The following is a 19423-nucleotide window of genomic DNA, read 5'->3' on the forward strand; positions in this document are numbered from 1 at the left end:
CCAGCCGCTGCTCCTGGGCGGGGCCGCGCATGCACTCCCGGGCCGGCCGCGCGGACACACCCGGCCGCGCGGACACACCCGGCCGCGCGGACACACCCGGCCGCGCGGACACACCCGGCCGCGCGGACACACCCGGCCGCGCGGACACACCCGGCCGCGCGGACACACCCGGGCCGGGCCGGGCGGGCACACCCCGGCCGGGCCGCGCGGGCATTCCCTGGCCGGTCCCTGCCAGGTGGGGGGCGCGCGCACCGCGACCATGCCGATACGCTCGCCCTGTGGGCGAGAACATCCCGGTCTTTCCGCTGGGCACGGTGCTTTTCCCGGGCCTGGTGCTGCCCCTGCACATTTTCGAGGACCGATACCGCACATTGGTACGCGAACTGGTCGCCAGCCCGCACGACGGCCCGCACGAGTTCGGCGTGGTGACGCTGCGCCGAGGGCTGGAGGTGCAGTCGTCACCCGAGGGTGACCAGCCGGTGGCGGACGCCCCGGTCACCGCGGACAGCGTGTACGAGGTGGGCTGTACCGCGGAGCTGCGCCAGGTCACCGAGCTGCCGGACGGGCGGTTCGACATCGTCACGGTCGGGCGGCGCCGGTTCACCGTGCTGAGCGTCGAGCAGGGCGCCACGCCGTACCTGACCGCCAAGGTGGAGTGGATGCCGGACGAACCGGACGCCGACGCGAACGCGCATCTGCTGGCCCCGCGCACGCTGGCCGCGTTCCGCGCCTACCTGGAACTGCTGCGGCCGGACTCCGAGGTGCTCGATCAGGTGCCGGACGATCCGACGGTGCTGTCCCATCTGATCGCGGCGACCGCGCAGCTCACCACGGACGAACGCCAGATGCTGCTCGCCGCGCCGGACACCGCGAGCCGGTTGCGCGCCGAGTTCAAGCTGCTCAAGCGCGAGGCGGGGCTCCTGGCCCGGGTGCGGGCGGTGCCGGTGCCGTTGTCGGATCTGGCCCGTCCGGCCAGCCCGAACTGACCGGCGGCCCGGCCCCCGGCGTGCCAGGCGCCCCCGGCGCGGCCGCGTCCGTCCGGACCACGTCTGGACCGTCGGTTTCCGGGCCGGCGAGGTCCCGGCCGGCGAAATCCCGGCCGGTGAAGTCCCTGCCAGCGGAATCCCGGCCGGTGAAGTCCCTGCGAGCGGAATCCCGGCCGGTGAGGTCCCGGTCGGTGAAGTCCGGGCCGGCGGAATCCCGGCCGGTGAAGTCCCGGCCGGTAAAGTCCGGGCCGGTAAAGTCCGGGCCGGCGGAATCCCGGCCGGTGAAGTCCCGGCCGGTAAAGTCCGGGCCGTCGGAATCCGGGTCCGGGCGGTCGTCGAGGTCGTGGCCGTATCCGGGCTGCAGGCCGGGCAGGTCCAGGTTCGGGTCGTTCGACCAGCCCGCGAGCAGCGTGAGCACGATCACCGCGGCGAACGCCGGCACCAGCAGCGTCCCGTAGGCGTGCAGGTCGGCCGGGGCCTGGTAGGTCGCGCCCGCCGCCGAACTCTCCTGCCAGGACTGCCACGCGCCCCGGCCGATCAGCCGCCCGGCCTGCCAGGCGGCCAGCGCGGCGGCGAGCAGCCCCACGGTGACGCCCAGGACGAGAAACGGACCCCGGTGCCGCCGCAGCACCATCCAGGCGGCGATCGCGGCCAGCACGCCGAACGGGAAGCCGAGCAGCGCGAACCAGCCGTCGGCGGCGACGTACTGCTCGGGGGCCGCACTCTGGATCACGATCCGGCCCTCACCGGCGTTGAGCACCGGCACGGTGGGCGCGACCGCGTGCCACAGCAGGCCGAACGGGCCGCCGGCGACCGCCAGCGCCACCGCGGTGAGTCCCGCGACGGCGAGCGTGCGGCTCCACGGGCGGCGCGGCGGCTGAGGCGGCGGCTCGGCCCAGGCGTAGGGCGCGCCCGGCTCGTGCTCCACGGCCGGTTCGGAACTCGGGTTCACCCTACGATCCTGCCAGGTTCGCTCAGCCGACGGCGGACGGGCCGAGGATCATCTTCAGGTCTGCACGCAGGGCCGGGGTCGGAGCCACCTTGAATCCGCCCAGCCGCATCACCGTGGTCCGGCTGCCGTTCTGCAGGTGGACGTGCACCTCCGCGTCGCCGGGGTGGCTGACCAGGATCTCCTTCAGCTCGCTCACCAGCGGCGGCGTGCAGCGGGTGATCGGCATGGTGAGCGTGACCGGCTTGCTGTCCGGGTTCTGTGAGACGTCCGGCATCGACATGTCCATCGCCATGATCCGCGGGGTGTCGTCGCGCCGGTCGACCCGGCCCTTGACGATCACGATGGCGTCCTCGGCGATGTACTGCCCGATCACCTCGTACGTGTTCGGGAAGAACAGCGTCTCCACACCACCGGCCAGGTCCTCCAGCGTCGCGGACGCCCACGGCCGGCCCTGCTTGGTGATCCGCCGCTGCACCCCGGTGAGGATGCCGGCCAGCGTCACGATCTGCCCGTCCGGGACCGAGCCGTCCTCGTTCAGCGAGGCGATGGTGGTGTCCGCCGCGTTGTGCAGCACCTGTTCCAGCCCGGCCAGCGGGTGGTCGGAGACGTACAGGCCGAGCATCTCGCGCTCGAAGGCGAGCTTGTCGCGCTTGTCCCACTCGCTGTCACCGATCGGCGGCATGGCGACCGTGGCGGAGCTGCCGCCCTCGGTGTCGCCGAACGCGCCGAACAGGTCGAACTGCCCGGCCGCCTCGTTGCGCTTGACGTCGGCGTACGCGTCGATCGCCTCGGCGTGCACCGCGAGCAGCCCCTTGCGGGTGTGCCCCATCGAGTCGAACGCGCCCGCCTTGATCAGCGATTCGATGGTCTTCTTGTTGCAGGCCACCGCGTCGACCTTGGACAAAAAGTCGTAGAAGTCGACGTAGTCGCCCTTGTCCTTGCGGCACCGGACGATCGCGTCGACCACGTTGTGCCCGACGTTGCGGACCGCGGCGAGACCGAAGCGGATGTCCGTGCCGACCGGGGTGAACGGGCCGGCGGACTGGTTGACGTCGGGCGGCAGGACCTGGATGCCCATGCGCCGGCACTCGGCCAGGTACATCGCCATCTTGTCCTTGTCGTCGCCGACGCTGGTCAGCAGTCCGCCCATGTACTCGGCCGGGTAGTTCGCCTTCAGGTAGCCGGTCCAGTAGGACACCAGGCCGTACCCGGCGGTGTGCGCCTTGTTGAACGCGTAGTCGGCGAACGGGACCAGGATGTCCCAGATCGCCTTCACCGCCTCGTCGGAGTAGCCGTTGGCCCGCATGCCGTCGCGGAACGGCACGAACTCCTTGTCCAGGACCTCTTTCTTCTTCTTACCCATCGCGCGGCGCAACAGGTCGGCCTTGCCCAGGGAGTATCCGGCGAGGATCTGCGCGGCGCGCTGCACCTGCTCCTGGTAGACGATCAGGCCGTAGGTCGGGCCGAGGATCTCCTCGAGCGGCTTCTCCAGCTCGGGGTGGATGGGCACGATCTCCTGCTGCTTGTTCTTGCGCAGCGCGTAGTTGGTGTGCGAGTTGGCGCCCATCGGACCCGGCCGGTACAGCGCCAGGACCGCGGAGATGTCCTCGAAGTTGTCCGGCTTCATCAGCCGCAGCAGCGAACGCATCGGGCCGCCGTCGAGCTGGAACACGCCCAGCGTGTCGCCGCGGGAGAGCAGCTCGTAGGTCGCCTTGTCGTCCAGCGGCAGCGCCAGCAGGTCGACCTTCTTGCCGTGGTTCAGCTCGATGTTCTTGACCGCGTCATCGATGATCGTCAGGTTGCGCAGGCCCAGGAAGTCCATCTTCAGCAGGCCGAGCGTCTCGCAGGTCGGGTAGTCGAACTGCGTGATGATCACGCCGTCCGACGGCCGGCGCATCAGCGGGATGTGCTCGATGATCGGCTCGGCGCTCATGATGACGCCGGCCGCGTGCACGCCGGTCTGCCGGATCAGGCCCTCGATCCCGCGCGCGGTGTCGATCACCTTCTTGACGTCCGGGTCCTGCTCGTACAGCGTGCGGATCTCGCCGGCCTCGCTGTAGCGCTTGTGGTCCTTGTCGAAGATGCCGGACAGCGGGATGCCCTTGCCCATGACATCCGGCGGGAGCGCCTTGGTGATCCGGTCACCGACCGCGAACGGGAAGCCCAGCACCCGGGACGCGTCCTTGATCGCGGCCTTCGCCTTGATCGTGCCGAACGTGGCGATCTGCGCGACCTTGTCGTCGCCCCACCGCTCGGTGACGTACTTGATGACCTCGCCGCGCCGGCGCTCGTCGAAGTCGATGTCGACATCCGGCATCGAGACGCGCTCCGGGTTGAGGAACCGCTCGAAGATCAGGCCGTGCGGCAGCGGGTCCAGGTCGGTGATGCCCAGTGCGTACGCCACCAGGGAACCGGCCGCCGAACCACGCCCGGGGCCGACCGCGATGCCCTGGCTCTTCGCCCACTGGATGAAGTCCGCGACCACCAGGAAGTACGACGGGAAACCCATCTGCAGGATCACGCCGAGCTCGTACTCCGCCTGCTTGACGTGGGTCTCCGGCACTCCGCCCGGGTAGCGGCGGGCGAGGCCGCGGAACGTCTCCTTGCGGAACCAGGTCTCCTCGGTCTCGCCCTCCGGCACCGGGAACCGGGGCATCAGGTTGCGGAACTCGAACATCCCGGCGGTGTCGACCTTCTCCGCCACCAGCAGCGTGTTGCGGCAGCCCTCCAGCCAGGCGTCCGAGGAGTCCACCGCGCGCATCTGGTCGGCCGACTTGACGAAGTAGCCGGCGCCGTCGAAGCGGAACCGGTTGGGGTCGGCCACGTTGCTGCCGGTCTGCACGCACAGCAGCACGTCGTGCGCCTCGGCCTGGGCCTCGTGGGTGTAGTGCGAGTCGTTGGTGACCAGCGGCGGGATGCCCAGCTTGCGGCCGATCTCGAGCAGCCCGTCGCGGACCCGGCGCTCGATGGACAGGCCGTGGTCCATGATCTCGAGGAAGTAGTTGTCCTTGCCGAGCGCGTCCTGGTAGGCCGCGGCCGACTTGAGGGCCTCGTCGAACTGGTCCAGGCGCAACCGGGTCTGCACCGCACCGGACGGGCAGCCGGTGGTGCCCATGATGCCGTCGGCGTGCTCGGCGATCAGCTCCAGGTCCATCCGCGGGTACTTACCGAGCTGGCCCTGGATGGACGCGAGTGAGTTGAGCCGGAACAGGTTCTTCAGGCCGGTGGCGTTGCGGGCCCACATGGTCATGTGGGTGTAGGCGCCGTTGCCCGAGATGTCGTCGCTCTTCTGCTCGGGGCGACCCCACTTCACCCGGGACTTGTGGAACCGGGACTCCGGCGCCACGTAGGCCTCGACGCCGATCACCGGCGTCACCCCGGCCGCGGTGGCCTGCTTGTAGAAGTCGTAGGCCCCGTGCATGTTGCCGTGGTCGGTGATCGCCACGGCCGGCATGCCGAGACGGTTGGCCTCGGCGAACAGATCCTTGAGCCGGGCGGCACCGTCGAGCATCGAATACTCGGTGTGCACATGTAGGTGCACGAACGAGTCAGCCACCCGGACCCCCCTCGCGTTGACGGCGTCGGAAAGCCTAGTCCGAGCCACCGACAAGAAACACGGGTGACACCCGGGTCATTCGGCGAAAGGCTCGATCATCATCGACGCGGCGCGCAGCCACGCCGAGCGGGTCTCCGGCTGGAGTTCGGCGTACTCGATCGACGACCCGACCTCGAGCGCCGGGTCGTAGGGCACCACCGCGACCGCCCGGGTACGGGTGGCGAAATGCTTGGTCAGATCGTCCAGCAGCGGCAGCTTGCCGGGCGACGGACAGGAGATCAACGTCACCGCGTTGGCCACCAGATCGTCCATGCCGGTCTCGTTCAGCAGGTCCAGCATCCAGTCCGCGGTGAACGCGGCGTCCTCGCGGGGCACCGTGGTGATCACCAACTGGTCCGCCGCCTTCATCACGGTCTGCCAGTTGACGCTCTCCACGTTGTTGCCGGTGTCCACGCAGATCACGTCGTGGGTGCGGCGGAGCAGATCCATCACCCGGCGTACCGTGCTCTGGTCCAGCCGTTGCGCGAAGCGCGGATTCTCCTCGCCGGCCAGCACGTCGTAGGACCCGTCGGACGCGTGCCGCAGGTAGTCGTCCAGCGCGTGGAGCAGGCCGTCGCCGTGCAGGTTCTCGATCTGCATCAGGTCGGCGACCAGGTGCCGGATGGTGCGGGCGTGCCGGGCGCTGCCGGCCCGCAGGCCGAGCGTGCCGCGCAGCTCGTTGTCGTCCCACGCCACCACGCCCCGCCCGCGCACGCTGCCGATGGTCGCCGCGGCGAGCACGGTCGCGGTGGTCTTGTGCACGCCGCCCTTCGGGTTGGCGAACGCCAGGACCCGCGGCTTGCCCAGTTTCCGCCGCATCACCGCGACCGCGCGGTCGAGTTCCTGCTCCGGCCGGGCCTGGCGCCACTCGATCCGGGCCGCGGCCGGCGAGGTCGGTGCGGCGGGCGCGGGCGGCAGCACCGGCGCCGACCCGACCGAGGCGGCGGCTCGATAGGTGTCGCCGGGCGGCATGCGGTTAGGCGCCGGCGGCGGCTGAGGTTGGCGGGTGGACGGACTGAAGAAGCTGTGCGGCTGCTCCGGCTCGGCGCGACCGGGGTACGGCTCCGGGCGGCCCTGGAAGCCCTCCGCGATGCGCGACTGGCGGCGGGCCTCCAGCGGGTTGACCGGTCGCGGGTCGGCCGGCGGGGCCGGACGCGGCTCGCCGCCGTTGCGGGTGGCGCGGCGGTCCAGCGGGTTCACCGGCCGCCGGTCCAACGGGTTGAACGGGCGCGGCTCGGGACGCGGCTCCGGCGCGGTACGCGGCGGCGGCTCGGCGGCCCAGGACCGGCGCTCCAGCGGATTGACCGGGCGCATCGGCGGCGGCTGCGGCGCGTTCGGGCGACGCGACTCGGGCGCCCGGTCCGCCTCGGCGAGCGCGTCCTCCTCGGCCTCCTCGGCGGTCCGGGAGGCGTGCCGGGCACGGTCGAGCAGCGCCCGCCAGCGCGGGGCTGGTTCCGCAGGCCGGCCCCAGCCGGTCTCGGTCCCGTCCACGGCTCGTCCTCCTGCTTCGGCTCGGTGTTGCACCACGGTCCACGCCTCGGGCGCCATGCCCTAGACAGGCTACGGAGGTGAACCCTCTTCAGGCCACTCCCAGATTTCCTGCACGTGCACCGGTACGTTCCGGCGCTCGCCGTCCTGGGAACTAACGCCCGGACGCGCCTCGGGATGCTCCCTGTGGCGCGGACAGCAGATCGGGACGCGGGCTGCTCGCGGCGGGTGCGCTGGGTACGGCAGTGGGATCCTCCGATGCCGTCGCGACGGGGCCGGGCTCCGAGGCGGAATCGCCCGATGAGTCGGATGTCACAGCAACCCCGGACGCCGAGGGTAGCGGCACCGGTCGGACCGGGGCAACCGTCGATGTTCCCGATGGTGCCGGCGCGCTTGCGGAGCGTGTACCGTGCGGCGCCGCGACCTGCTCCTCCGGCAGCGGCGGCCGGAACTCGACCCGGTCCACCCGGCGCACCTCCGGCGCCGGGTCCACCACCCGCACCTCGGTGCGGCCGGCGATCTCCCGTAACGCGCCCGGGTCGGCGTGCACCACGGCCGCGAACACACAGGCACACGGCCCGCGGTACGCGTGCGCCTCCGCGGCCGCCACCTCGGCGGCGGTCCGGTACGCCGCGCGCAGCCGCAGCACATTCCGGTTGTCGTCGCTCACCCGGTCGCCGAGCCGGCGGTAGTCGGCCTGTTCCTGGTCCCGCCGGGCGGCCGCGGCGAGCATCCCGGCCGTCACGTCGTCCGGCCACCGGTACACCGGAATCCGCACCACGCCGGTGGCGGCGCCCGGCAGCGGGGCCCGGGCGTACACCTCGGCGACCGCCGCGCCACCCAGCACCGCGGGCAGCCGGTCCGGCGGCAGGTAACCGGCCAGGCTGACCAGCGCCCAGGTCGGCACGCCGGTGGACACGCCGGACGCGCGCAGAAGCCCGTCGAGTTCGATCCGGCTGTGGTGCAGGTAGCCGGACAGCGGCTGCCCGTCCACCACGCCCACCCGGACGATGTCGGTGCCGTCCCGGCCGGGTACCGGTTCGCGATCGTTGGCCCAGGTCAGTCCGGTCAGCAGGATCAGCAACCCGGCGATCGAGAGCCCGGTCAGCACGCGCAACGCGGACCGCATGGTGCCTGTTTCCCGCCGCCGGCCTCAGTTGCCGTCGCGGAGCAGGTCCAGCGCGGCGGCCAGGTCGTCCGGGTACTCGCTGACGAAGCGGACCTCGTCGTGCGTACGGGGGTGGACGAAGGCCAGTTCACGCGCGTGCAGCCACTGCCGGTGCAGCTTCAGCCGGGCGGACAGGGTGGGATCGGCGCCGTAGGTGAGATCGCCCACGCAGGGGTGCCGCAGCGCCGAGAAGTGCACCCGGATCTGGTGCGTGCGCCCGGTCTCCAGCTTCACGTCGACCAGGCTGGCGGCGCGGAACGCCTCCAGCGTGTCGTAGTGCGTGACGCTGGGCTTGCCGCCGGACATCACCGCGTACCGGTAGTCGGCGGTCGGATGCCGGTCGATCGGCGCGTCGATCGTGCCGCGCAGCGGGTCGAGGTGGCCCTGCACCACGGCGTGGTACCGCTTGTCCACCTCGCGTTCCTTGAACGCCCGCTTCAGCACGGTGTACGCGATCTCGCTCTTGGCCACCACCATGAGGCCGGTGGTGCCGACGTCCAGCCGGTGCACGACGCCCTGCCGTTCGGCCGCGCCGCTGGTCGCCACGTTCTGGCCCATCGCGGCCAGCCCGCCGATGACGGTCGGGCCGGTCCACCCCGGGCTGGGGTGCGCCGCCACGCCCACCGGCTTGTCCACCACCACGATGTCGTCGTCGCTGTGCACGATGCCGAGCCCGTGCACCGGTTCGGCCACCACCGCCGGGGCGCTGACCGGCGCGGGCAGCGTGACCTCCAGCCAGGCGCCCGCGGCGACCTTGTCCGACTTGGGCCGGGGCACGCCGTCGACGAGGGCGTCACCGGCCTCCACCAGCGCGGCGGCCGCGGTCCGGGAGAGCCCGAACAGCCGGGACACCGCCTGGTCGAGACGCATGCCGTCGAGGCCGTCCGGGACCGGCAGGGAGCGGCGGTCGCCGGTCGGGCGTACGTAGGGAGCGGTCACGCGTCGCCGGCCTTGTCCGTCGGGGTGGCCTCGGGCACCGACTGGTCCCGGCCGAGCCGGCCGCCGTCGCGCTGCCGCCCGGTCAGCTCCAGCAGGACCGCGACCACCACGCCGACGCTCAGGCAGCTGTCCGCGACGTTGAACACGGCGAACTTCTCGCCGTACGGCCCGAACACACTGATCATGTCGACCACGTGCCCGCGGAACGGTCCCGGCGCCCGGAACAGCCGGTCGCCGAGGTTGCCCAGCGCACCGCCCAGCACCAGGCCGAGCGCGATGCCCCAGGGCACCGAGCGCAGCTTGCGGGCCATCCAGCCGATCCACCCGATGACGACCAGCGTGATCAGCGGGAACACCCAGGTGTAGTCGCTACCCAGGCTGAAGGCGGCGCCGCTGTTGCGCAGCAGGGACAGGTAGACCAGCCCGCCCAGGATGCGGACCGGCTCGCCCTCCGTCAGGTGCTGGGTGGACAGCTCCTTGGTGACCTGGTCGACCACCACCGCCAGGACGGCGGTCGCGGCCAGCACCGTCACGGCCGCCCGGCTGAAGCCACCGGGCAGCGCGGTGCGGCCACCCGGCTCGGTCACCGTGGCCTCGTCGGCGTTCAGCGTCGTTCCTCCAGCTGCTTACAGGACACGCACAGGGTCGCGGACGGGAAGGCCGCCAGCCGCTCGACCGGGATGGCGTTCCCGCACTTCTCGCAGTAACCGTAGTTGCCCTCGCCGAGGCGGTCGATGGCGCGTTCCACCTGATTGATCCGCTCCAGCAGATTGTTCGCCAGAGTGATCTCCTGCTCACGTTCCAGCGTCTTGGTGCCGGTGTCCGCCTGGTCGTCGCCGGCCGAGTCGGTCAGCCGTTCCCGCTGCAGCTCGGTGATCTCGGCGAGCGTCTGGTCGTACTCCGCCTGCAGTTCGTCCCGGCGCTCGGTCAGGGCCGTCTCGATCTTCTGCGTCTCCGCCGCGCTGCGGGACCGCTTCGTGGCGGCCTTGGCGGTCGAAGCTGACTTCGTGTCGGTTGCCTTGGCCATCGTCGCTCCCTCGGCCGCGCGCCCCCGCGCGGCGATCGGCGTCTGCGGAATCCGGTCGCCGGCTCGTCGAGCCGCGGCCACCCGTCCCGGTTGTCGGAGCCGGACACGTCGCGCCCGGCCGCGCGGCGATCCGTGGGCGAACCGCCGCCGTGCCTCCGGTGCACAAGTCCCCATGTGCACAAATGGCGCGACGACGAGCGTCGCGCACACCAGAGGTTCGCAAGGATACGGAACGTGAACGGCACCGACAACACGGCGCACCGCGCCGAGGCCGGGCAACCCGGACGAAGCACGCGAACCGCCGGTCGGATTCCCGACGATATCCGCAGGTCAGTCCGCCCGGCCCTCCTCACCGAACCAGCGCGCCAGACGCCCCCGCCGGCTGACCGCTCGCAGCCGCCGCTCCGCCACGTCCCGCGCCGCCGCGGTCGCCACGATCAGCAGGGCGTCCCCGGTCCGCAACCGGGTGTACGGATCCGGCACGAACCCGCTGCCCGCCCGCACCACCAGGGTCACCGCCGCGCCCACCGGCAGCCGCAGCTCGTCGATGTGCACCCCGGCCAGCCGCGACCCCGGCGCCACGTCGATCTGCAGCAGGTCGGCACCCATGTGCTCCAGCGGCGCGATCTCCACCCGCACCTCGGCCGCCTCGTGCGGCGCCGTGATCCGCAGCCACCGCGCCACCGGCGCCAGCGTCCCCGCCTGCACCAGGGTGAAGATGATGACCAGCACGAAGACCGCGTCGAACAGCCCCTCCGCCCCCGGCGTGCCGGCCGACAACGGAATCGTGGCCAGCACGATCGGCACCGCACCGCGCAGCCCCGCCCAGGACAGGAACGTCTGCCCCCGCCAGCCCAGCCGGCGCACGCTGCGGGCGAGCACCGCGGACACCAGCACCGACAACGGCCGGGCCAGCAGGATCAGCGCACAGCCCACCACCAGCGCCGGAACCAGCGCGTCGGACAGCCGGGACGGCGACGCAAGCAGGCCGAGCAGCACGAACAGGCCGATCTGCGCGAGCCAGGCCAGCCCGTCCGCGAACCCCAGAATCGCCCGCCGGTGCGGCAGGCGGGCATTGCCGAGCACCACGCCGGCCACGTACACCGCCAGGAACCCGGACGCGTGCGCCACCGCACCGGCCGCGTACGCGAGCACGGTCAGCCCCACCGCCGCGATCGGATACAGACCCGCCGAGGGCAGCGCGGCATGCCGCAACAACCAGCGCCCGATCACGCCGACGCTGAGCCCGATGGCGGCGCCCACCGCCAGCTCGTACCCGACGATCAGCAGCTCGTACCACCAGGGGTGGGCGAAGGGCCCGGCCGCCGCCAGCAACACGACCAGCAGAACCACCGGTGCGTCGTTCATGCCGGACTCGGCCTCCAGCGTGGCGACCAGCCGCGGCGGCAGGCGCAGCCGCCGCAGCGTCGCGAACACGGCCGCCGCGTCGGTGGACGACAGCACGGCGCCGTACAGCAGCGCGAGGCGCCAGTCCAGACCCAGAACCAGGTGTACGACCACGCCCACGATCGCGATGCTCACCGCCACCCCGACGGTCGCCAACGTCGACGCCAACCCCAGCACCGGGCGCAACGTGGACCAGCGCGCGGTCAGCCCACCCTCGGCAATGATCATGAGAAGGGCGCAGAATCCGAGGGTACGGGTGAGGTCCGCGTCGTCGAACCGGATGCCCAGCCCCGACTCCCCGATGACCACGCCGATCAGCAGGTACACCAGAAGACTCGGCAGTCCGAGCCGCGTCGACAACCGGACCGCGGCCACCGCGACGAGCAGCACCGCCGCCCCGATCAGCAGCGCGTAATCCAGGTTCCCGGTCATCCCGTGCCGTCGCGCCCGGCGTCCGGCCGGCGCCTATCCCCGGCGCGGTCCGGCCGGGCGACCCCACGCTGCCGGTCGCCGGCGTCGTCGCGGGGGGCGGGCGGACGCCGCTGTTCGGTGACATCCTCGCGGAGAGCCAGCAGCCTCCGCCGAACCGCGGTGCCGTCGGCGTCGACCGTGAAGACCTTGTCCCGGCTGGTCGCACCGAGCCGCAGCGCGACGCTCCCCGGACGCACACCGAGCGCAGCCGCCAGCGCCCGGCGGACCGCCTCGGTGGCCTTGCCGTCCACCGCCGGCGCACCGACCGCGACGATCAGCGCCGGGCCGTGCGGACCGTCATAACACCCACCCACACGGGTACGCCCCGCGCCCGGCCGCACCCGGACCGGCACCGAGACGCTGTGGCCGGGATCGGGCGGAGTGGGGTGCCGCTTGGCCATGCCTCATTGTGCCGATCATCGTTCCGGACGCGCGCCGGGGTCGCCCCACAACTGTGAGTAGTCCCTCACCCGCACCCCTGCGGAGGGGTCACGGGCGCGTGGCCCGGGCCACCAGACGGTCCACCGGACGGCACTGCCCGCACGGACTGAAACCGAGTTCGACCGCCTCACGCACCGGAAGCGGTTCACTCAGTCGTCCGGCCAGGTGACCGCAGTCGGCCAGGTGGTAGCGCGGCCGGCCGTCCACGACCACGACCTCGGCGTCCAACTGGGCGACCCGGACCGCGTCGCCCGGGCGGACCGCTTGGGGCAGCGGTTCGTCGGCGGGGTCCTCGTCGTCCGGTTCGTCGAATTCGGGCGTGTGGTAGCCGGGACCGGAGGCGGTGGCACCACCCGCGCCCGCGGCGCCGTGGCCGAGGAGGTCGCCGAGGTAATCCGGCTCCGGAGCGCCCCGCCTCGCCGGCGCACCCAGCGGATCCTCCGCAGACCCCAGCGGATCCGAGGGAGACCCGGAGCCCAGCGGATCGGAGGGGGACCCCGAACCCAGCGGATCCGAGGGCGGGCTCAGATGGTCCGCCTCGTCGACGCCGCGATCGGACCGCGGTCCGGCCTGACCGTGTTCGGGGTACAACGGCCCGGTGGTCTCTCCGTCCTGGAGCGGGTCGTTGTCCCAGGGAGCGGTCGGCGGCTCGGTGCTACGGGCCGCGCCGATCACGGTGGCGGCACGGTCGTAGTCCGGATCGGCCGGGCGGTCGTCGGCGGAGTGCCCGTCCGGCGCCTCGTCGGTACCCCGGTGATCGGGGAAAGCCGCAGAATCGGCGCGGAGATCATCAGACGAGGAGAAATCGGACGCCGCGCGGCCGGGACCCGAGACCCGATCGCGACGGGCGTCCGCACTGCCATGATCGGAACCCACCAAATCGTCTGTGAGGGCTCCAGACCCGGAGAAATCGGATGTGGCCCGTGGGCCGTGCGGTCCCGCGACGTCGGCGGGTCCGGCGTGCTCGACATCGGCGGACGCCGGGTTCGCTGCGCCGCCGGTCCGCATCTCCGTGGATCCGAGGTAGGGGTCGTCCCGCTCGTCCGCGACGAGCCGGTCGGCGCCCACCCGATCGCGGGCCGTCCCCGCCGAGGCGGACGTTCCCGGTAGATCCGGCACGTCCCGATCCGACCCGGCCGGTGCGTCCTCGGCGTAGCGGTCGAAACCACCCGGGCCGGCGTGCGCACCTTCAAGGTCGTGGCCCGCGGGCCGGCCGAAGTCGGGACGGTCCGCCCGGTGATGGTCGGAGAGGTCCGCGAACTCGGCGGCAACACCGGAACTGTCGGAAGTGGCGCCATCGGAAGCGTGTGCCTCCGCGTGCGGAGACTGCTCGTCCGGACGATCGGGATAGGGGCGACCGGCGGCGCCCGCCGCGGGGTACCGGTCGCCGCGCGTCCCTGCGCCGACCGGCTCCGCCAGGAGATCGGCGGCCGTGTCGTCCATGGCCAGACGATCCGCGGCCATCCGATCGGCAGCCCGACGATCCGCGTCCGTCAGATCCGCAGTTCCACGATCCGCGTCCGTCAGATCCGCAGTTCCACGATCCGCGTCCGTCAGATCCGCAGCCCCGCGATCCGCAGCCAGCAGATCCGCAGCGGTGAGATCAGCGGCGGTGAGATCAGCCGGGGTCCGGCCGGCGGGAGTGCGGCCGGCGGCGGCGAGATCGGCAGTCGTGAGATCTGCGGCGGGGTCGACCGGCAGTCCGTCCGGTCCGCCGGTACGCCGCTGGGCAGCGGCGTGCCGCGCGCCGACCACCAGGGCGACCGCGGCCAGCAGACTGGTCACGATCGAACTGATCAGGAGTGTGCTCGAACCGCCGGCGAGCCCTAATACCAGCAGCGTCACCGCGACGAGGATGAGCAGCAGGCTAGCAACGATCATGGCTCATCCTCGTCGGGTGTTCCCCACCGCAACCAGAGTGGTCAGCGGCCGGTTTCGATGGAGTTGGCGCGGCTGCCGCCGTACGAGCCGGCGAGGCCCGCCGCGGCGAGACCGCCGGAGCCGCCGACCGCGCGGTTGGCGTCGGCGCGCTGCATCTCGGCCTCCAGCCCCTGGCCACGGCCGTCGAGGTCACGCAGCTGGCTCTCCAGGTACGCCTTGAGCCGGGTGCGGTACTCGCGCTCGAACTGCTTCAGCTCCTCGATGTGCTTCTGCAGCGCCGACCGCTTGGCGTCCAGGCCGCCCATGGCCTCCTGGTGCCGCTGGCGCGCGTCCCGCTCGAGGGCGTCCGCCTTGGCACGGGCCTCGCGGGTGACCTCCTCGGCCTTGCTGCGCGCGTCGGACAGCAGCTTGTCGGCCTCGCGGCGCGCGTCGGACACGTGGTCGTCCGCGGTCCGCTGGGCCATCATCAGGACCCGCAGCGCCTGCTGCTCGCCGTCGCCACCGGCCGTGCCGGCGCTGGCGCCGACCGGGCCCTGGGCACGGACCTGCTCGAGCTCGGCCTGCATCTGGCGGGCCGCCTGCTCGGCCGCCGACTTGTCCCGCTGGACGCGGTCAAGCTGGGCCTTCATGTCGTTGAGCTCCGCCGCCAGCCGCGGGTCGGCACCCGGGCCGGCTGGTGCGCCACCCCGGCCGCCGCGCTCCACCTGGGCACGCAGCTCGTTGTTCTCCTCGATCAGACGGGCGAGTTCGCGCTCGACCTCGTCCAGGAAGGCGTCGACCTCCTCCTCGTCATACCCCCGCTTGCCGATCGGGGGCTTCTTGAAGGCGACGTTGTGCACGTCGGCCGGGGTCAGCGGCATCGAAACTCCTCGGGTCAGTTGCGGCCGCGTGGGGCGCTACCCATCACACGCTGAAAGTCATGATGAGGCGCGCTAACACGAAGTTCAAAAGCACGAACAGGATAACCAGCAGGACCAGGGACGCCAGGTCCAAGCTCACGTTACCAATTCGCAGCGGTGGGATCACACGCCTCAACGCCTTGAGGGGGGGATCAGTGACGCTCCACACGGACTCCAATGCCGCGGACGCGCCTCGTCCAGGCTGCCACCGGCGCCCGTACTGCAGCACCGCACCCAGGACGAAGCGCGTCAGCAGAGTCAGAAAGAAGACGTAGACCAACAGGTAGAGAACTTGAAAGACGATCGACAGCACGGTCGGCGGATCCCTCGTTCGGGTCAACTTTGAGTGAAGAAGCCGCCCTCAGCGATCTTGGCCTTGTCCTCCGCGGTGACCTGGACATTTGCCGGTGAGAGCAGGAAAACCCGGTTGGTCACGCGCTCGATCGTACCGCGAAGGCCAAAGGCCAGTCCGGCAGCGAAGTCAACCAGTCGGCGGGCGTCGCCCTCGTCCATCTCGGTGAGATTGATGATCACGGGTACGCCGTCCCGGAAGTGCTCCCCGATCGTGCGGGCCTCACGGTACGTGGTCGGGTGCAGCGTGGTGATCTGGTACCGCTGGTCCTCCTCGACCGGCCGCGGCGCCGGGGCCTGCGGAGCGAGCGCGAGGTTGTCCCGCGTCTGGTAGCTCAGCCCGCCGCCGCTGTCGCCGCCGGTGGTCGACCGGGTGATCGAGCGCACGCTGGCGCGCTCGGTGCGGTCGGTGCGCTCGTGGTGGTCCCGGTCGAGGTCGGCCCGGGCGGCGGCGCGCTCGCTGAGCCGCACCCGCTCGGAGGCACGGGCCCGGGGCAGTGCCGGCGCCTCCTCGACGTCGTCGTCCTCGTCGGCGAACTCGTCGGCGTAGCGGTACCCGGAGTCGCGGTCCCGGTCCCGGTCACGGTCGCGCTCACGGTAGCCACTCTCGCGGTAGCCGCGGTCGTCGTACCCGCGCTCGTCGTCCTCCTCGACGAGGCCGAGCCAGACCCCCGCCTTGCGCAGAGCACTCATGCCGCCACCTCGTCCCGCTCGGCGCTAAACCGCCCGTCCATGCCCCCACCTCACATCCGCTGTGCGGCGCGCGCCCCCTCGGCGAGCCGCTTCCCCCCTTGCACGCACCCCGGGAGGCACGCTCGCGCTGTCGGGCGCGCCGGCTGCCGGAACTGCCTGGCGTGCGTAAACAACACCTGTGTAGTTTGCTGCCCGCCGCAAGGCTACCGCAGCTTGTTTCGCATCCCGAGTAAAGAAGTGCCGATCCGCACGTGTGTCGCTCCGTGCACGATCGCGGATTCCAGGTCCCCGCTCATGCCGGCCGAGACGACGGTGGCGTCCGGGTGTCCGGACAGGAGCCGCGCCCGCACCTCGGCCAGCTTCTCGAACGCCAGATCCGGGTGCCAGCTGGGCGGCGCCACCGTCATCACGCCGCCGAGCCGCAGGTGCGCCGACCCGGCGACCGCGTCGGCGACCTGCCACAGGTCCCGTTCCGCCTCGATGCCGCCCGGCACCGCGCCGCCGCGGGCCAGGTCGCCGTCCAGGCTGACCTGCACCAGGACGTCGAGCGGCCGGTCCCGGTGCCGCCCGGCCGCGCCGTCCAGGGCCCGGGCCAGGCGCCGGGAGTCCACCGACTCGACCACCTCGGCGTACGTCACCACGGACCGGGCCTTGTTGCGTTGCAGCTGGCCGACGAAGTGCCAGCGGAGCGGCAGGTCGGACAGCTCGGCCGCCTTGCCGGACGCCTCCTGGTCCTTGTTCTCGCCGACGTCGGTCACCCCGAGGCCGGCGAGCAGGCGCACGTCGTCCGCGGGGTACGTCTTCGTCACCGCGACCAGCGTGACCTCCGACGGGTCCCGGCCGGCCGCGGTGCAGGCACGGGCGATCCGCTCCCGCACCTCGTCGAGCGAGGCGGCGAGCTGCGCACGCCGGCCGGTGTCCGCCAACCGCGGGCCTCAGGAACCGTTCTTCAGGAAGTCCGGCACGTCCACGTCGTCGAAGAGCACCCGGCGCGGCGGCGGGGTGGTGGCCGGTACCGGCGGGGTGGTGTTGTTCGCCGGCGGCGGCGTGGTGACCGGCGGCGGCGCGGTCGGCTGCTGCACCACCTTGCGGGCCGGCTCGGACGGCTTGTACGAGGGCGCGCCCCCGTCGAAACCGGCCGCGATCACGGTGACCCGCACCTCGTCGCCGAGCGCGTCGTCGATGACCGCGCCGAAGATGATGTTGGCGTCCGGGTGGGCCGCGTCCGTGACCAACTGGGCGGCGTCGTTGATCTCGAACAGGCCCAGGTCGGACCCGCCCGCGATGGAGAGCAGCACGCCGCGGGCGCCGTCCATGCTCTGCTCCAGCAGCGGGCTGGAGATCGCCTTCTCGGCGGCCTCGACGGCGCGGTTGTCGCCGCGCGCGCTGCCGATGCCCATGAGCGCGCTGCCGGCGCCGCTCATCACGCTCTTGACGTCCGCGAAGTCCAGGTTGATCAGACCCGGCGTGGTGATCAGGTCGGTGATCCCCTGCACACCGGAGAGCAGCACCTGGTCGGCCTGGCGGAACGCGTCCATCATGCTGATGCCGCGGTCACCGAGCGCGAGGAGCCGGTCGTTCGGGATGACGATCAGCGTGTCGCACTGGTTCCGCAGCTCGTCGATGCCGGACTCGGCCTGCACCTGACGGCGCTTGCCCTCGAAGGAGAACGGCCGGGTGACCACGCCGATGGTGAGCGCGCCGAGCTTGCGGGCGATGTTCGCCACCACGGGCGCGCCACCGGTGCCCGTACCGCCGCCCTCGCCGCAGGTCACGAACACCATGTCGGCGCCCTTGAGCACTTCTTCGATCTCGTCGCGGTGGTCCTCGGCGGCGTTCTTGCCGACGTCCGGCTGCGCGCCGGCACCGAGTCCGCGGGTCAGTTCCCGGCCGACGTCCAGTTTGACGTCGGCGTCACTCATCAGCAGCGCCTGCGCATCGGTGTTGATCGCGATGAACTCGACGCCCTTGAGCCCAACCTCGATCATGCGGTTCACGGCGTTCACGCCGCCGCCACCGATGCCGACGACCTTGATCACGGCAAGGTAGTTGTGTGGAGGTGTCATCGGGCTCAGCCTTCCCTTCCAGGGTTGGCGGCTGTCGAGGGCCCCTGCGGTTCCGGCCAGAACCACACTTCGACAACCGCAGCCGTACAAGGGAGGGCGAGGAAACCCTCACCCTCTACTAGAGGCTTAGTGTTATGTCAACTACTGAACCTCTGGTCGCAAGGTAAGCGGACCTTTACCGACATCCAAGGACCGACGCGGCGTGTCGGCGTGCGCGTGCATGGCGACTATCCGACTGAGCCGTAACCTCGTACGCAATGCTCCGTTTGGGCAATTTTGTCCGATTAGCGGATGGTGACCACGGACGGGGCGCTGACGTCGATGGTCCGGCCGTCGCGGTTGAGCAGCGCGGTGGAGACCTTGGCCTTGACCTCGCTGGCGGAGTCGTCACCCCAGATCACCGTACGGTCCTTGCGCAGCAGCAGGTGAATCCGCGCCGGCGCCTCCACCGAGATCGCCACCAGTTGCTCGCGCAGGTCGTCGGTGAGCGCGGCCAGCACGGTGAGCGCGGCCCGGGTGTTCACGTCCGACGGGCCCGGAGCGGCCAGTTTCGCCAGCGGCAGGCCGGCCGGCTTGCGGGGCACGGTCCGGAACGCCACACCCTCGGTGTCGATCAACGTGTACGAGGCGTTCCCCGCCGCCGCCACGGCGGCCACCGGCGTCCGCTCCACCACCTCGACCACGAGCGTGCCGGGCCAGTCCCGGGACACCACCGCGTGGTCCACCGCGGCCAGGCCCTGCACCCGGGACCGCACCGCGTCGGTGTCCACCCGGGCCAGCGGCTCGGCCATCCGCACCGCCGCGGCCTGCTCGACCTGCACCGCGGACAGCACCTCGGTGCCCACCACCCGGACCTGGCGCACGCCCAGCACGGACGTGCCGTACACCATCCAGATCAGTCCGCCCACCACCAGCACGACCCCCGCCCCGACCGCCCAGGGCAGCGCCGCCCGCAGGCGCCGCTGCCGGGCGCGGGCCATGAACCGGCGCACCGACGAGGGCACCGCGTCGGTGTCCGCGCGGACCAGCCGCCAGTTCCGCCCGCCCCCCGCGGTCATC

Annotated in this window: 16 protein-coding genes and 1 pseudogene; 1 reads left to right on the plus strand and 16 read right to left on the minus strand. The window is 71.9% G+C overall.

All coding sequences use genetic code 11. The features are described from left to right. Window positions 1–278 precede the first annotated feature (278 nt). Window positions 279–986: an LON peptidase substrate-binding domain-containing protein gene (locus LDL48_RS05750; RefSeq protein WP_225254130.1), complete on the plus strand. Its 708-nt coding sequence runs from the start codon at window positions 279–281 to the stop codon at window positions 984–986. Here LDL48_RS05750 and LDL48_RS05755 read toward each other — a convergent pair. From LDL48_RS05755 to LDL48_RS05830, 16 genes and pseudogenes are all read right to left on the minus strand, one after another. Continuing rightward, on the minus strand, window positions 901–1938 hold the full coding sequence (locus tag LDL48_RS05755; protein ID WP_225253936.1) for a hypothetical protein: 1038 nt from the start codon (window positions 1936–1938) through the stop codon (window positions 901–903). The two genes, LDL48_RS05750 and LDL48_RS05755, sit on opposite strands and share 86 nt — an antisense overlap. A gap of 22 nt (window positions 1939–1960) precedes the next feature. Further along, window positions 1961–5494 (minus strand): DNA polymerase III subunit alpha, encoded by a 3534-nt coding sequence (gene dnaE / locus LDL48_RS05760; RefSeq protein WP_225253937.1) that lies wholly within the window; start codon window positions 5492–5494, stop codon window positions 1961–1963. A 75-nt stretch (window positions 5495–5569) separates the two neighbouring features. Then, entirely contained in the window at window positions 5570–7081 is a 1512-nt protein-coding gene (locus LDL48_RS05765) for a MinD/ParA family ATP-binding protein (protein ID WP_255627450.1), read from the minus strand. 94 nt (window positions 7082–7175) lie between these two features. Further along, window positions 7176–8150: a hypothetical protein gene (locus LDL48_RS05770; protein ID WP_225253939.1), complete on the minus strand. Its 975-nt coding sequence runs from the start codon at window positions 8148–8150 to the stop codon at window positions 7176–7178. 24 nt (window positions 8151–8174) lie between these two features. Next, window positions 8175–9059 (minus strand): RluA family pseudouridine synthase, encoded by an 885-nt coding sequence (locus tag LDL48_RS05775; RefSeq protein ID WP_255627553.1) that lies wholly within the window; start codon window positions 9057–9059, stop codon window positions 8175–8177. A gap of 65 nt (window positions 9060–9124) precedes the next feature. Next, window positions 9125–9715 (minus strand): signal peptidase II, encoded by a 591-nt coding sequence (lspA, locus tag LDL48_RS05780; RefSeq protein ID WP_225253941.1) that lies wholly within the window; start codon window positions 9713–9715, stop codon window positions 9125–9127. Between the two features lie 17 nt (window positions 9716–9732). Continuing rightward, a complete protein-coding gene (locus LDL48_RS05785; RefSeq protein WP_225253942.1) occupies window positions 9733–10155 on the minus strand; it encodes a TraR/DksA family transcriptional regulator in 423 nt (140 codons plus the stop codon). Window positions 10156–10485: 330 nt separating this feature from the next. Continuing rightward, on the minus strand, window positions 10486–11994 hold the full coding sequence (locus LDL48_RS05790) for a potassium/proton antiporter (protein WP_225253943.1): 1509 nt from the start codon (window positions 11992–11994) through the stop codon (window positions 10486–10488). A gap of 125 nt (window positions 11995–12119) precedes the next feature. Further along, window positions 12120–12434: pseudogene (locus LDL48_RS05795) on the minus strand (DUF167 domain-containing protein); the annotation flags it as partial. An 88-nt stretch (window positions 12435–12522) separates the two neighbouring features. Next, the gene (locus tag LDL48_RS45000; protein ID WP_225254145.1) at window positions 12523–14355 is read right to left on the minus strand and encodes a pentapeptide repeat-containing protein; all 1833 of its coding nucleotides are present in this window, start codon (window positions 14353–14355) and stop codon (window positions 12523–12525) included. 41 nt (window positions 14356–14396) lie between these two features. Beyond that, the gene (locus LDL48_RS05805) at window positions 14397–15215 is read right to left on the minus strand and encodes a DivIVA domain-containing protein (protein ID WP_225253944.1); all 819 of its coding nucleotides are present in this window, start codon (window positions 15213–15215) and stop codon (window positions 14397–14399) included. A gap of 43 nt (window positions 15216–15258) precedes the next feature. Continuing rightward, window positions 15259–15567 carry a YggT family protein gene (locus tag LDL48_RS05810; RefSeq protein WP_225253945.1) on the minus strand — a complete coding sequence of 103 codons (309 nt, stop codon included), beginning with the start codon at window positions 15565–15567 and terminating at the stop codon, window positions 15259–15261. Between the two features lie 23 nt (window positions 15568–15590). Further along, entirely contained in the window at window positions 15591–16298 is a 708-nt protein-coding gene (locus LDL48_RS05815) for a cell division protein SepF (RefSeq protein WP_225253946.1), read from the minus strand. A gap of 203 nt (window positions 16299–16501) precedes the next feature. Beyond that, window positions 16502–17224, minus strand: a complete 723-nt coding sequence (locus LDL48_RS05820; protein ID WP_225253947.1) for a YggS family pyridoxal phosphate-dependent enzyme — start codon at window positions 17222–17224, stop codon at window positions 16502–16504. Between the two features lie 9 nt (window positions 17225–17233). Beyond that, window positions 17234–18364: a cell division protein FtsZ gene (gene ftsZ / locus LDL48_RS05825; RefSeq protein ID WP_225253948.1), complete on the minus strand. Its 1131-nt coding sequence runs from the start codon at window positions 18362–18364 to the stop codon at window positions 17234–17236. A 284-nt stretch (window positions 18365–18648) separates the two neighbouring features. Further along, window positions 18649–19422 (minus strand): cell division protein FtsQ/DivIB, encoded by a 774-nt coding sequence (locus LDL48_RS05830; protein ID WP_225253949.1) that lies wholly within the window; start codon window positions 19420–19422, stop codon window positions 18649–18651. Window position 19423: the final 1 nt, after the last annotated feature.

The organism is Jidongwangia harbinensis (assembly GCF_020216025.1).
In the GTDB taxonomy this organism is placed as follows: Bacteria; Actinomycetota; Actinomycetes; order Mycobacteriales; family Micromonosporaceae; genus Actinoplanes; species Actinoplanes harbinensis.

What these genes read in the sequence shown, in the direction of transcription:
- LDL48_RS05770 (WP_225253939.1), bottom strand. Translation starts at nt 8,150, where the DNA reads ATGCGGTCCGCGTTGCGCGTGCTGACCGGGCTCTCGATCGCCGGGTTG.
- LDL48_RS05790 (WP_225253943.1), bottom strand. Translation starts at nt 11,994, where the DNA reads ATGACCGGGAACCTGGATTACGCGCTGCTGATCGGGGCGGCGGTGCTG.
- LDL48_RS45000 (WP_225254145.1), bottom strand. Translation starts at nt 14,355, where the DNA reads ATGATCGTTGCTAGCCTGCTGCTCATCCTCGTCGCGGTGACGCTGCTG.
- LDL48_RS05805 (WP_225253944.1), bottom strand. Translation starts at nt 15,215, where the DNA reads ATGCCGCTGACCCCGGCCGACGTGCACAACGTCGCCTTCAAGAAGCCC.
- LDL48_RS05765 (WP_255627450.1), bottom strand. Translation starts at nt 7,081, where the DNA reads ATGGCGCCCGAGGCGTGGACCGTGGTGCAACACCGAGCCGAAGCAGGA.
- LDL48_RS05775 (WP_255627553.1), bottom strand. Translation starts at nt 9,059, where the DNA reads ATGCGTCTCGACCAGGCGGTGTCCCGGCTGTTCGGGCTCTCCCGGACC.
- LDL48_RS05785 (WP_225253942.1), bottom strand. Translation starts at nt 10,155, where the DNA reads ATGGCCAAGGCAACCGACACGAAGTCAGCTTCGACCGCCAAGGCCGCC.
- LDL48_RS05830 (WP_225253949.1), bottom strand. Translation starts at nt 19,422, where the DNA reads ATGACCGCGGGGGGCGGGCGGAACTGGCGGCTGGTCCGCGCGGACACC.
- LDL48_RS05815 (WP_225253946.1), bottom strand. Translation starts at nt 16,298, where the DNA reads ATGAGTGCTCTGCGCAAGGCGGGGGTCTGGCTCGGCCTCGTCGAGGAG.
- ftsZ (WP_225253948.1), bottom strand. Translation starts at nt 18,364, where the DNA reads ATGACACCTCCACACAACTACCTTGCCGTGATCAAGGTCGTCGGCATC.